Here is a 13818-nt window from a genome sequence, read left to right as displayed (position 1 = left end):
ACCATGCGCCTGCCCTCAGCCGCGTCCTTGCCCTAGAATGGGCGGCGACACCCAGGGAGGAAGCTCATGTTCTCAGGCTGGCTGCTGGTCGCCGCATCGTTGCTCTACATCGCCGTACTGTTCGCCATCGCCTGGCGCGGCGATCGCCATGCCCGGCGCCACGGCGCCAGTCAGCGACGGCCGATCATCTACAGCCTGGCACTGGCCATCTACTGCACCTCCTGGACCTTCCACGGTGCGGTAGGCCAGGCCGCCAGCGGCGGCTGGTCCTTCGCCAGCATCTTCGTGGGGCCGATCCTGACCTTCCTGCTGTTCTGGCCGGTACTGGCCAAGATGATCCGCGTCGCCAAGCACCAGAACGTCACCTCCATCGCCGACTTCATCGCCTCGCGTTACGGCAAGACCCAGTCGCTGGCGGCCTTCGCCAGCCTGGTGGCACTGATCGGCACCCTGCCCTATATCGCCCTGCAACTGAAGGCCGTGGCCACCTCCTTCAGCGTGCTGACTGCCGACAGCGATATCACCCGCGCGCCGCTGTTCGCCGATACCGCCTTCTACGTGGCAGTGGTGATGGCCGCCTTCGCCATCCTCTTCGGCACCCGCCACACCGACGCCACCGAGCACCACGAGGGGCTGATCCACGCCGTGGCCTTCGAGTCGCTGGTCAAGCTGCTCGCCTTCATGGCGCTGGGGGCCTATGTCACCTGGGGCATGTTCGACGGGCTGGGCGACCTTCTGGCACGCGCCGAGAGCCAGCTCGAGCTCCAGCGCCAGCTGGCCCAGCAGGACTTCGGGCAGAGCTTCTGGGCCCAGACCCTGCTGGCGATGCTGGCGATCCTCTGCCTGCCGCGCCAGTTCCACGTGGCGGTGGTGGAGAATACCCACCGCGACGACGCGCGCACCGCGCGCTGGCTGTTCCCGCTCTACCTGCTGGCATTCGCCTTCTTCGTGGTGCCCCTGGCCGCCGCCGGCCTGACCCTGTTCGCCGGCGGCGACGTGGAGCCGGACAGCTATGTGCTGGCCCTGCCCATGGCTGCCGACAGCACCTGGCTGACCCTGCTGACCTTCATCGGCGGCTTCTCGGCGGCCACCGGCATGGTGATCGTCGCCGCCGTGGCGGTATCGATCATGATCTCCAACGAGATCGTCATCCCGGCCCTGTTCCGGCTGCGCTGGTTCGATACCAAGGCCCGCGACTATGGCCGCCTGGTGCTGCGCGCAAGGCGCATCACCATCGGCGCGGTGCTGGCCATGGCCTACGGCTTCTACCAGCTGATCGGCGAGTTCACCTCGCTGGCCTCCATCGGCATGCTCTCCTTCGCCGCCGCCGGCCAGTTCGCCCCGGCACTGATCGGCGGACTCTACTGGAAGCGTGGCAACCGCCTGGGGGTGATCGTCGGCATGAACGCCGGCTTCGCCATCTGGGCCTACAGCCTGCTGATGCCGGCGATGATCGGCGCCGACGTGCTGCCCGCCGAGTGGCTGGCGGGCGGCCCGCTCGGCGTGGCCTGGCTCGCCCCCACCTCGCTGTTCGGCCTCAACGTCGGCGACAGCTTCACCCACGGCGTGATGCTGTCGCTGGGTGTCAACCTGTTCTGCTATATCTTCGTCTCCCAGGTCACCTCCCAGCGGGTGGTGGAACGCATCCAGGCCTCGCTGTTCGTCGACAGCGTCGAGACCCGCCAGACCTCGGTGAACCGTCCCTGGACCGGCGCCACCACGGTGGGCGACCTCAAGGTACTGTGCGAACGCTTCCTGGGCGCCGGCCAGGTCAGCCGGGCCTTCGACGACTACGCCCGGCGCAGCGGCAAGCCGCTGGAGGATGGTACCCGCGCCTCCATCGACATCATCCAGTTCACCGAGCGCTTCCTGGCCTCGGTGCTCGGCGCCTCCTCGGCGCGCATCGTGGTCAATTCGGCGCTGCAGGGACGCGGCATCGGCATCTCCGACGTCATCTCCATCGTCGACGAGGCCTCCCAGGTACTCGAATTCAACCGCGCCCTGCTCCAGGCCACCATCGAGAACATCAACCAGGGCATCAGCGTGGTGGACCAGAACCTGCGCCTGGTGGTGTGGAACCAGCGCTACCTGGAGCTGTTCCGCTTCCCGGACCACTTGATCCGGGTCGGCGCACCGATCGACAAGATCTTTCGCTACAACGCCCACAACGGCGAGTATGGCCCCGGCGACCCCGAGGAGCATGTCCAGCTGCTGCTCGACAACATCCGCGAGGGCCAGCCCCACCGCTACGTGCGCTATCGCCAGGACGGCAGCGTGCTCGAGGTCCAGGGCAATCCCATGCCCGGCGGCGGCTTCGTCTATACCTACCAGGACATCACCCAGCAGAAGCGCATCGAGGAGGCGCTGATCCGCTCGGAGAACAACATCCGCATCTACACGGACAACGTCCCCGCGCTGATCGCCTACTTCGACAAGGAGTGTCGCTACCTCTTCACCAACCGCGCCTACGAGCAAGCCTTCGGCATCGACCGCAACGCGGTGATCGGCAAGCGCGTGCAGGAGGTCATCCCGCCCGAGATGGCCCTGGAACGGGAGCAGTGGATCGAGCGGGCGCTGTCCGGCGAGCGGGTCAGCTTCGAGGTCTCGATCCGGCTCCCCGAGGGACGCCGCTACATGCTGGTGACCTACACCCCCCACTTCGGCGACAGCGGCGCGATACTCGGCTTCTTCGCCCTCTATCAGGACATCACCGAGCGCCGCCTCGCGGAGATCGCCCTCAAGGAGACCAACGAGACCCTGGAGGAGCGCGTACGCGAGCGCACCCAGGCGCTCTCCGAGGCCAACGCGGCGCTACGCCAGGAGAACCGGGTGCGCGCCGAGGCGGAGCAGGCGCTGCGCCAGGCCAAGCAGCTGGCCGAGGATGCCAACGCCTCCAAGACCCGATTCCTGGCCGCCGCCAGCCATGACCTGCTGCAGCCGCTGAACGCCGCCCGCCTGTTCACCTCGGCGCTCTCCCAGGAGATGGATGCCAGCGACATGAAGCGCACCATCGGCCATATCGACAACTCCCTGCAGGCCGCCGAGGAGCTCCTCAGCACCCTGCTCGACATCTCCAAGCTGGATGCCGGCGCCCTGACGCCGCGCCGCAGCCACTTCGCCCTGGCCGATATCATCCGCCCGCTACGCGCCGAGTTCGAGGTGATGGCCGAGGACCGCGGCCTCGACCTGGTGGTGGTACCGACCCGCCAGTGGGTCGACAGCGACGCCCAGATGCTGCGTCGCATCGTGCAGAACTTCCTCTCCAACGCCATCCGCTACACCCAGGAGGGACGGGTGCTGCTGGGCTGCCGTCGCCAGGGGGACCGCCTCTCCATCCAGGTGTGGGACTCCGGCCCCGGCATCCCGGCCTCCAAGCAGGCGGAGATCTTCCAGGAGTTCCGCCGCCTCGACCAGGCCTCGCGCCACAAGGAGAGCGAGAAGGGGCTGGGCCTGGGGCTCTCCATCGCCGACCGCATGAGCCGGGTGCTGGACCACCCCATCACGGTGCGCTCCCGGGAGGGTCACGGCACCATGTTCTCGGTCAGCGTGCCGGTGGTGGCCGCGCGCAGCGAGGCCGAACAGGCCGAGGAAGCGGCCGCCCCGCGCCGTGCCGGCAACAAGCTCGCCGGCACACAGATCCTGTGCATCGACAACGAGACGCTGATCCTCGAGGGCATGAAGGCGATGCTCTCCGGGTGGGGCTGCGAGGTCTTCACCGCCACCAGCATCGGTGGCGCCAAGTCGGTGCTGCGCCACCTCGATGGCGACCCGGACGCGATACTCGCCGACTACCACCTGGACAACGAGGTCACCGGACTGATGGCCCTGGAGGCCCTCGGCGAGCGGCTGGAGGGCGCGGTGCCCGGCATCGTGATCACCGCCGACCGCACCGAGGAGGTCGCCGAGGAGGTCAAGCGCGCCGGCTACCAGCTGCTGCTCAAGCCGGTGCGCCCCGCCGCCCTGCGCGCCCTGCTCACCCGCACCCTGCAGGCCAGCCGGGCGCCTAGCGGCTAGCGGCGAGCCGTAAGCTGGAAGCTGGAAGCTGGAAGCTGGAAGCTGGAAGCTGGAAGCCTGAACGAAATCGCCCCCATGGCAAGACCATAGGGGCGATTTTTCTTCCGGCTTCCAGCTTCCAGGCGCGAAGCGCCGCTCTTTCAGCTTCTGAACCGGCTCCGCCGGCTCAGGACTGAACCTTCGGCGGCTCGACCTCGAGCTTCTGGGCGGCGATCACCGCCTGGGTACGGGAGTGCACGCCCAGCTTGCGCAAGATGGCGGTGACGTGGGCCTTGATGGTCGCCTCGCTGACGCTGAGCTCGTAGGCGATCTGCTTGTTGAGCAGCCCCTCGGTAAGCATGTTGAGCACCCGGAACTGCTGGGGCGTCAGGGAGGCGATCGCCTCGGCGAACCGGGTCTCCTCCTCGTCGGCATCGCCGATCGATGCGGCGAGCTCCGCCGGCAGCCACACCTCGCCATCCAGGATCTCGCCCACTGCCTCGGCGATCAGCTGCAGCGAGGAAGACTTGGGAATAAAACCGGAGGCACCGTAGTCGATGGCGCGGCGCACCACGTAGGGCTCGTCGCTGCCCGAGACCACCGCCACCGGAATGTCCGGGGTCTGGCCACGCAATTGGATCAGGCCAGAGAAGCCGTGGGCGCCCGGCATGTGCAGGTCGAGCAGGATCAGGTCGGCATCGGGGTGGCGAGTCACCACCTCGGCGGTGGCCTCCATGGTGTCGGACTCGACGATCTCGGCCTGGGGCGCCAGCTGACGCAGCGCCTGGGTGAGGGCTGCGCGGAACAGCGGATGGTCATCGGCGACGATGAATTTCTGGGCAAAGGCCATGGATTCTCCTCCGGTTCCTCTGGCAGCGGATCGACGACCGCCACACGGGCTCTTCTTCATTGTGTCGCATGTTACCCCATGGGAGAGGCGATTCCCAAGCATCGCGCACACATTGTCGACAATATTTCCGATCGCCGAAAAGAAGCCGGCCCCGTGGGGGCCGGCTCGTCGGGCGCGGATGGCGACGAGGCAGACTCGTCGCGGCGGCTCAGCGGTTGGCGCGATGCTCGATCAGCTCGTCCACCACGGACGGATCCGCCAGGGTGCTTGTGTCGCCCAGGCCGTCGCACTCGTTGGCAGCGATCTTGCGCAGGATGCGGCGCATGATCTTGCCGGAGCGCGTCTTGGGCAGACTCGGTGCCCACTGGATGACGTCCGGCGAGGCGATCGGCCCGATGTCCTTGCGCACCCACTGGGTCAGCTCCTTCTTGAGCTCATCGGAGGGCTCCGCATCGTCGTTCAGGGTGACGTAGATATAGATCCCCTGCCCCTTGATGTCGTGGGGGAAGCCGACCACGGCGGCCTCGGCCACGGCGTCGTGGGCTACCAACGAGGACTCGATCTCGGCGGTACCCATACGGTGACCGGAGACGTTGATCACGTCGTCGACACGGCCGGTGATCCAGTAGTAGCCATCCTCGTCGCGGCGGCAGCCATCGCCGGTGAAGTAGACCCCCTGGTAGGTGGAGAAGTAGGTCTGGGTAAATCGCTCATGGTCACCCCAGATGGAGCGCGCCTGGCCGGGCCAGGAGTCGGTGATCACCAGGTTACCGTCGACGGCACCCTCGAGAGCGTTGCCTTCACTGTCGTACAGCGCCGGCTGCACGCCGAAGAACGGCAGGGTGGCGGAGCCTGGCTTGAGATCCGTGGCGCCGGGCAGCGGAGCGATCATGATGCCGCCGTTCTCGGTCTGCCACCAGGTATCGACGATGGGACAGTTGGAGTTGCCGATCACCCGGTAGTACCACTCCCAGGCCTCGGGGTTGATGGGTTCGCCCACCGAGCCGAGGATGCGCAGGCTATCGCGCTTGCTGGAGTCCATGACGTTCTCGCCATGGGCCATCAGCGCACGGATGGCGGTGGGCGCGGTGTAGAGGATATTGACCTTGTGCTTGTCGACGATCTCACCCATGCGGCCATGGGTCGGATAGCTGGGCACGCCCTCGAACATCAGGGTGGTGCCGCCGTTGGCCAGCGGGCCATAGACGATGTAGCTGTGACCGGTGACCCAGCCCACGTCGGCAGTGCACCAGTAGACCTCGCCATCCTGATAGTCGAAGACATACTGGTGGGTCAGGCTGGCGTAGACCATATAGCCGCCGGTGGTGTGCTTGAGGCCCTTGGGTGCGCCAGTGGAACCGGAAGTGTAGAGGATGAACAGCGGATCCTCGGCGTTCATCTCCTCCGCCGCGCAGTCGGTGGGCTGGCTATCGACCTGCTCGTGGTACCAGAGGTCACGTCCCTCCTTCCACTCGATCTCGCCGCCGGTACGCTTGACCACCAGCACCTTCTGGCACACCTCGGTGCCGTCGCGGGTCAGGGCCGCATCGACGTTGTCCTTGAGCGGCACCTGCTTGCCGCCGCGTACGGACTCGTCGGCGGTGATCACCAGCTTGGAGTTGGCACCGATGATGCGCTGTGCCAGAGCATCCGGAGAGAAGCCGCCGAAGACCACGGAGTGCACGGCGCCGATGCGGGCGCAGGCCAGCATGGCCACGGCAGCCTCGGGAATCATCGGCATGTAGAGGGTGACCACGTCGCCCTTCTTCACGCCCTGAGCCTTGAGTGCGTTGGCCAGCTGGCAGGTGCGTTCGTACAGCTCGCGGTAGCTGATGTGGGCGGAGTCGTTGGGATCGTCGCCTTCCCAGATGATGGCAGTCTGATCGCCACGCTTCTCGAGGTGGCGATCCAGGCAGTTGGCGCTGGCGTTGAGGGTGCCGTCCTCGAACCAGCGAATATCGACATTGTGGGGGTCGAAGCTGGTGTGCTTGATCTTGGTCGGGAACTTGACCCAGTCGATGCGCTTGGCCTGTTCACCCCAGAAGGTATCGGGGTCGTCCACGGACTGCTTATACATCGCCTGGTACTTTTCCTTGTCCGCCCAGGCCTTGGCGGCGATGGCATCGCGCACCGGATAGATGTTCTGTTGTTCGCTCATGGAGTTGCCTCTGTCCTTGGGGTGGCCCCGTCAGATGGGTGGAAACCGGCGACCAGCATTGAGATTGTCGTTGCCGCCAGTGCCATGGAAGTGCGGCCAGCATAACGCCTTGACGCCGGCCTTCCTCTTAGACATTGGTATGATCAAAAAATCTTTTTATAACAACAGGTTATCTAACATTTTCAAACGCCGAGCCAGGGTGATAGACCAAGGTCTGAGCACACTTGCGGCAGCGATAGCGACGCCCCTGGCTGGCCAGGGCGTGGCGCCGAGGGGTAAAGCCATGTTCGCCACAGCCGCAGACGTAGCGATGCGGCGCCGGGCTGGCTCGCCCGGTATCGAAGCGGTGGGTAGTGCGCGGAGCAAGGCCGAACAGCCGACGCATCACCGTCTGCCACTCGCGGCCATGGGGCTTCGCCTGCCGGCCATCCTTCAGATGATGGACCAGCCAGTGGGCCATCTCGTGGGGCACCACCTCGACGAGGAAGTCTAGACGGTTCTCGGTATACAGCACCGGATTGAAGCGCAGCCCGCCGCGACCGAAGTGCGCCTGGCCGGCGCACTGGCCGCGCAAGTCGAGCCATACCCGAGGCATTGGCAGGTCGGGATGTACCTCGCGGCACAGTTCCCAGGCCGCTTCGACCCGCTGATCGAGTACACGCGCGAGCTCGTCGCGGCCGAGGGCGGCGAGCGCCTCGGGATCGGGGTGGGGCAACGCGGCACGGTTCATGGGTGCTAGAATGGCGCCTGGCCCCTCGGGCGTAAAGCCCCATCACCCGTGTGAGTCCGTCAACCAGCGTGAGAGAGTCTCGATGACCGATACCCCGCAGCCCGAACCCCTGCTCGACGATGACCAGCTCGACCACCTCGACGACTTCCTGGCCTCGGAGAGGGTTTCCGAGGACGCTCTGGACCTGATCGGCACCCACGGTTTCCTGGTAGCCCTGGCCGTCAGTCCCCGGGAGGTACCGCCGGCGGCCTGGGTGGCGGAGCTGTTCCAGGGGGAGCCGGACTTCAGCGACGACAGCGAGCGCGAGGTCATCCTCGGCCTGCTGGAGCGGCTGCGCCATAACGCCATTGCCGCCCTGGAGCAGGGCCTGCTGCCGGAACTGCCCTTCGAACTGGTGCTGGATGGCATTGCCCCGGAGGAGACGCCCATCGGCGACTGGTGCGCTGGCTTCATGGAAGGCGTCTTCCTCGATGAGGCGGCCTGGTTCGAGGAGGACGAGGAAGCTGCCGCCGCCCTGCTGTTGCCCTTCATGGCGCTCTCGGGTCTGTTCGACGAGGAGCCCGACATGGCGGAGTTCGTCGCCGACGGTGCACGCCTCGAAGGGCTGGTAAGGCAGCTCCCCGAGCTGGTGCTCGACCTCTACCTGCACTATCGGGTACCGCCGGAGACACCCAAGCCCACACCGCGCCGCAAGAAGCCCGCCGGCGGCAGGAAAGGCCGTAAGCCGTAAGCTGGAAGCTTATCTGAGCCGGGTCAGCATCCCGTCCAGGGTACCGAACAGCCACTCCTTGAGGCGCTGCCATAGCGGGCGGCGCGCCCAGGCCCTCGGCTCGATCTCGTGACTGGCGGCGAAGTGGCGTTCGAAGAGCGCCGCGACCTCGGCGGCGAAGCGTCGGTCATCCACCTCCTGATTGGCCTCCAGGTTCCAGTGCAGGCTCCAGTGGTCAAAGTTGCAGGAGCCGAGACTGACCCAGTCGTCGGCCAACGACACCTTGGCGTGGATGAAGGTCGGCTGGAACTCGTAGATGCGCACCCCCGCCCTGAGCAGACGCCCGTAGAAGCGCTGCCCGGCATAGCGCACACCGGGGTGGTCGTGCTGCTCCCCGGGCAGCAGCAGGCGCACCTCGACGCCCCGCCGCGCTGCCCTGGCCAGGCGCAGGCGCAGGCTGAAGGTGGGGGCAAAGTAGGGGGTGCATATCCAGATACGGCGGCGCGCGCGCTCCACCCGGCCATGCAGCGAATGGCGGATTGCCTGGTAGCGATACCCCTGACCCCAGATCGCCCGGCCACGCATGCCACGGTAGCCATCCATCGCGCGGGTCGCAGTGGACAGTCCGCGCACCAGCCCCGCGGGCCCGGGGCCACGGGTCAGCGGGGAGTCCCACAGGCGGCTGAACAGCCGCACCCAGTCGGCCACCACTGGCCCCCGGATGCGCACCGCCACCTCGTACCAGGCATCGAGAAACTCGTCCACGGCACCGAAGCCGCCCGTGAAGGCGATGCGGCCATCGACCACCACCAGCTTGCGATGGTCTCGGGTCAGGTTACGCGCCAGAGAGTGGAGCCCCAACGGGTTGAAGAAGCGCAGGGCCACACCGCCCGCTTCCAGTCGCTCGCGATCGTGCCTCGACAGGCCCATGGCGCCATAGCCATCGACCAGCAGCAGTACCATCACGCCGCGCTCGACGCTTCTGACCAGGGCATCGATCAGCGCCGACGCCAGCCGCCCAGACTCCATCAGGTAGAGCTCGATCAGGATCGAAGCCCGCGCCAGTTCGATGGCCTCGAACATCGCCGGCAGAAACTGGCTCGCCTCCGGGAGCAGCTCGAAGTCATTGCCGTCTCGCCAGATCCCGTGCATGGCTGTATCCCTGTCCGCTTTGTCACATGCCCCGTCGTTGCGGGTCGCCACTGACCCGGCGTCTCCCGACGACTATACTGGCCTTTCCTCTCCCTTTCCTGCACCCGGGGCAAACGGATGGCCTTGCTGCACACCCTGACCACCCCCCTGCGCGCGGCGATGACCCGCGTGATCGCCGCCTGGGTTCGGCCGCGCCTGATCGAGCCGTCCCCCGATGAGCTGGGGATCGACCCGGACCTGCCGGTGGTCTACGTGTTGCCCCGGCCGGCAATGAGCGACACCTGGCTGCTCGCTGCGCTGACCTCCCGCCACGGCCTGCCGGCTGCCGACCGCCCCCGGCGCCTCGCCGGCCTGAGACTCCCCGGCTACCTGGCGCTGCCGCTGCCACGCCGGAGGCTGCGCCGTTCCGCGCGCGGCGAGCCGCCCTTCGAGGCGCTGATCGAACGGCTCGAGGCTGACCCGCAACTCGCGGTGCAGCTGGTGCCGGTCAGCATCTTCTGGGGGCGCGCACCGGGCAAGCGCTTCGGTTTCTGGCGGATGGTCGCCGCGGACAACTGGCAGCTGACCGGTCGCCTGCGCCGCGCCCTCTCGGTACTGGTCAACCGGCGCAGCGTGGAGGTGCACTTCGGTGCCCCGCTGATGCTGCGCCAGCTGTGCGACGGCCGCGACCCGGCGCTCACCAACCGCAAGGCGGCACGCCTGCTGCGCGTGCACTTCCGCCGCATGCGCACCCGGGTGCTGGGCCCGGACCTCTCCCATCGCCGCACGCTGATCGAGGGAGTGGCAGCGAGCCAGGAGGTAGGCCGGGTGATCGACGAACTGGCCGGCGAGGGTCGGCATGCCCGCCCACGGCTGGAGCGTCGCGCCCGTCGCTACGGCCACGAGATCGCCTCTAACATGACCTACCCGGTGCTGCGGTTCATGGATGGCCTGCTGCGCCGGCTATGGAACCGCCTCTACGATGGTGTCGACGTGCGCGGCCTGGCGGCGATCAAGCCGCTGGCCGAGGACCACACCCTGGTCTACGTGCCCTGCCACCGCAGCCATGTCGACTATCTGCTGCTCTCCTACGTGCTCTACCAGGAGGGCCTGATGCCGCCGCATATCGCCGCCGGGCGCAACCTGAACATGCCACTGATCGGCCCGCTGCTGCGTCGCGGCGGCGCCTTCTTCCTGCGTCGCAGCTTCCGCGACAATCGCCTCTACGCGACGGTATTCAATGAATACCTGCACCGCCTCATCGCTCGCGGGCACCCGCTGGAGTACTTCATGGAAGGCGGCCGCTCGCGCAGCGGTCGCATGCTGCCGGCGCGCCCCGGCATGCTGGCCATGACCCTGCGCTCCTTCCTGCGCAGCCACGCCGCCGGCCAGGCGCAGCCGCTGGCCTTCGTGCCGGTCTATATCGGCTATGAGCGGGTGATCGAGGGCTCCAGCTACCAGCGCGAGCTACGTGGCGGCAGGAAGCGCAAGGAGACCCCGCTGTCGCTGCTGCGGGTGCTGGGCAAGCTGCGCCAGCCCTTCGGTCGGGTAACCGTCAACGTTGGCGAACCGCTGGCGGTGGCCGACTACCTGGACGAGACATTGGGCCAGGGCTGGCGGAGCCATGCCGAGGAGCGCCCGGCGTGGCTCGGCGAGCTGGTGCCACGCCTGGGCGAGACGCTGTCCCGGCGCATCAACGCCGCCGCTGCCCTCAACCCGGTCAATCTGGTCGCCCTGGTGCTGCTGGCCACGCCGCACCATGCCATCGAGGAACGCCTGCTGGAGCGTCAGCTGGCGCTGCTGGCGGCGCTCCAGCGGCGAATGCCGGGGGCCGCCCGTGCGAGCCTGCCCGCGGGCGAACCCGCGGAGTGGATCACCCAGGCCCTGTCACTGGGTATGATCCAGCGCCGCGAACAGTCGCTGGGCGACATCCTGCTCGCCGATGCCGAGCAGGCCAGCCAGCTGGGCTGGTACCGCAACAACGTGCTGCACCTCTATGCCCTCGCAGGGCTCACCGCCTTCGCATTCCGCCACCAGGCACACCACCAGCTGGACGAACTGGAGGCCCTGCTGGCCCCGGGCTGGCCGATCCTGGCCCGGGAATTGATGGTCACCCCACCTCCTGACTTGCGCGAGGCGCTGGTGGCGATGCTCGACACCCTGGTCGAGCTGGGGCTGCTGGAGCCCGACGCCCGGGGTGGCTGGCGGCGGCCCGACGACAGCCTGGAGGCTGGCGAGAGCCTCGACCTGCTGGGGCAGCTGATGCAGCCATCACTACAGCGCGGCTACCTGTTGCTGGCGGTGTTGATCCACGCGGGGGCAGGCGAGCTGACGGCCGAAGAGCTGGCCGAGCACAGCCGGCTGCTCGCCGAGCGGCTGGCGCTGCTCTCGGGACTCGATGCCCCGGAGTTCTTCGATACGCGCCTGTTCGTCAGGCTGGTGGAGAGCCTGGAGCTGGAGGGCTGGCTGTGGCGCGATCCCGTGGGACGGCTGATGTTCGACGAGCGCTTGCGCGAGGCGGCCGGGCGCTCGCGCCGGATGTTCGACCCGGCCCTGCGCCACCGCCTGCAGCTGATCACCCGCCAGGGCGACTGATCACGCGGCCTTCAGGCTGCGATGCACATAGACGTCATAGCGGCTGGTCTTGCCCTCGATGACATGGCGCGGCGCGGGCCCCTCGATCGGCGGCGCCTTGCGCGGGCGCTTGACCACCACCCGATGGGTGGCAACATCCAGCGCCGCCTCCAGCAGCCGCGGGGCGTCCGCATCGTCGCCGGCGAGTGTCCGAAACAGTCGCATCTCCTTCTTGACCAGTGCCGACTTCTCGCGGTGGGGGAACATCGGATCCAGATGAATCACCTGGGGAGCAAAGCCCGCCCCGGCCACCAGGGCATCGAGATCACGGCCGGCATCCCCGTGGACCAGGCGCATGCGCGCGGCGATCTCGGCGATGTCGGTATCGGCCAGCGCCCTGGCCAGGCCATCCTCGAGCAGGACGAAGATCGCCGCCACCCGCTCCACCAAAAGCACCGATGCCCCCAGGCTCGCCAGCACGAAGGCGTCACGCCCCAGGCCGGCGGTGGCATCAACCACGGCGGGCGTCACCCCCTGGGAGAAGCCACAGGCGCGAGCGACCAGCTGCCCGCGGCCGCCGCCGAAGCGACGCCGATGGGCCGCCCTGCCGCTGGCGAACTCCACCGCCAGAGGGTGGCCGTAGCGCTTCTCGTCGCCGACCAGCACCAGGCGACCCTCGCGCTGCTCCAGGACCAGCTCGGACTGGACCGCGAAGGGCAGCCCCAGGCGCTCGGCCAGTGCCGCCAGCGCCGGGTCGTGAACCGCCACCGGCGACCGCTCGCTCATGTCGCCTTCTTCCAGGCCACCTCGTTGCGCAGATAGACCGGCTGGGCGAGGTGGGCCGGCTGCCCACCGCCGCTCTCCAGGTCATGCATGGCGAGCAACGCCATGTCCGCGGCGTCCGCCTCCACCTCGGGCAGGTGCTGGCCGAGCCCGGCCTTCACCTCAGCGGGCATCTGCTCCCACAGCCCCCATCCCGAGCCTACCCCGACCCAGTCGTGGTCAGCGTGACCGTTCGGCAGGCGCAGCCGCTCCGGCGCCATGACCGCCTCGTCGACAAGCGGCTCCGGCAGGCCATCGCGGCACTGCCAGGCAGCCACGTAGATCTCCCCCATGCGCGCATCCAGGGCGGTGACCAGCCAGCGAAAATGGTGGCGACGGTGGGCCCCCAGGGCGAGGGCCGCCAGGGTGGAGACCCCGATCAGCGGCCGGTCGAGACCGTAGGCGAGGCCCTGGGCGGTACCTGCTGCTATGCGCAGGCCGGTGAAGGAGCCCGGTCCGTGGCCATAAGCCACGGCGTCGAGCTCGGTGGGAGCCACCCCGGCCTCGGCCAGCACCTCGTCGACCATGGGCAGCAGGCGCCGGGTGTGCTCGCGAGGGGTCAGCGCGAAGCGGGAGAGCAGTTCGTCGTCGGCGCCGGGGCGACGCCGCAGCAGGGCGGCGGAGCAGGCGCTCGAGGAGGCATCCAGGGCCAGCAGGATCGACATGGGGTCACCATCTCGGGAAAACGGGCCGCCATTATACGCGGCCGGGCCCATAACGACGATGGCCCGCATAAGCGGGCCATCCAAACACTACGGTAAACGGGGCTGAACCGGCGACAGGCCTACGAGGAGGCGCTGTAAATACGTCCCTGTACGCTACCGACGCCATCCCTGGCGTAGGACCTCCTC

At 67.8% G+C, this 13818-nt stretch carries 9 protein-coding genes; 3 read left to right on the top strand and 6 right to left on the bottom strand.

The features are described from left to right. Positions 1-66 precede the first annotated feature (66 nt). Positions 67-4014, top strand: coding sequence for a hybrid sensor histidine kinase/response regulator (locus tag GRB96_RS05645; protein ID WP_161431231.1), 3948 nt, complete (start codon positions 67-69; stop codon positions 4012-4014). A gap of 166 nt (positions 4015-4180) precedes the next feature. Here GRB96_RS05645 and GRB96_RS05640 read toward each other — a convergent pair whose 3' ends face one another. The 3 genes from GRB96_RS05640 to GRB96_RS05630 form a co-directional block, all read right to left on the bottom strand. Further along, positions 4181-4843, bottom strand: a complete 663-nt coding sequence (locus GRB96_RS05640; protein ID WP_161431230.1) for a LuxR C-terminal-related transcriptional regulator — start codon at positions 4841-4843, stop codon at positions 4181-4183. Positions 4844-5051: 208 nt separating this feature from the next. After that, positions 5052-7001: an acetate--CoA ligase gene (acs, locus tag GRB96_RS05635; protein WP_161431229.1), complete on the bottom strand. Its 1950-nt coding sequence runs from the start codon at positions 6999-7001 to the stop codon at positions 5052-5054. A 169-nt stretch (positions 7002-7170) separates the two neighbouring features. Then, entirely contained in the window at positions 7171-7731 is a 561-nt protein-coding gene (locus GRB96_RS05630) for a SprT family zinc-dependent metalloprotease (protein WP_161431228.1), read from the bottom strand. 82 nt (positions 7732-7813) lie between these two features. On the opposite strand from GRB96_RS05630, the gene GRB96_RS05625 reads away from it, so the two are divergent. After that, the gene (locus GRB96_RS05625) at positions 7814-8461 is read left to right on the top strand and encodes a YecA/YgfB family protein (protein ID WP_161431227.1); all 648 of its coding nucleotides are present in this window, start codon (positions 7814-7816) and stop codon (positions 8459-8461) included. A gap of 9 nt (positions 8462-8470) precedes the next feature. Here GRB96_RS05625 and GRB96_RS05620 read toward each other — a convergent pair whose 3' ends face one another. Then, positions 8471-9592, bottom strand: a complete 1122-nt coding sequence (locus GRB96_RS05620) for a phospholipase D-like domain-containing protein (protein WP_161431226.1) — start codon at positions 9590-9592, stop codon at positions 8471-8473. Positions 9593-9709: 117 nt separating this feature from the next. Here GRB96_RS05620 and plsB point away from each other — a divergent pair, with 117 nt between their 5' ends. After that, entirely contained in the window at positions 9710-12166 is a 2457-nt protein-coding gene (gene plsB / locus GRB96_RS05615) for a glycerol-3-phosphate 1-O-acyltransferase PlsB (RefSeq protein WP_170293769.1), read from the top strand. Here plsB and GRB96_RS05610 read toward each other — a convergent pair whose 3' ends face one another. Further along, complete coding sequence (locus tag GRB96_RS05610; protein ID WP_161431225.1) at positions 12167-12931, bottom strand: class I SAM-dependent methyltransferase; 765 nt, start codon at positions 12929-12931, stop codon at positions 12167-12169. It lies immediately after the preceding gene. After that, positions 12928-13632, bottom strand: a complete 705-nt coding sequence (gene tsaB / locus GRB96_RS05605) for a tRNA (adenosine(37)-N6)-threonylcarbamoyltransferase complex dimerization subunit type 1 TsaB (protein WP_161431224.1) — start codon at positions 13630-13632, stop codon at positions 12928-12930. The genes GRB96_RS05610 and tsaB overlap by 4 nt, the downstream gene beginning before the upstream one ends. Positions 13633-13818 lie beyond the last annotated feature (186 nt).

Source organism: Halomonas alimentaria (genome assembly GCF_009902005.1).
GTDB lineage: Bacteria > Pseudomonadota > Gammaproteobacteria > Pseudomonadales > Halomonadaceae > Halomonas > Halomonas alimentaria.
Note: the sequence above shows the minus strand (reverse complement) of the source record. Positions and strands in the feature narration are given on the sequence as shown.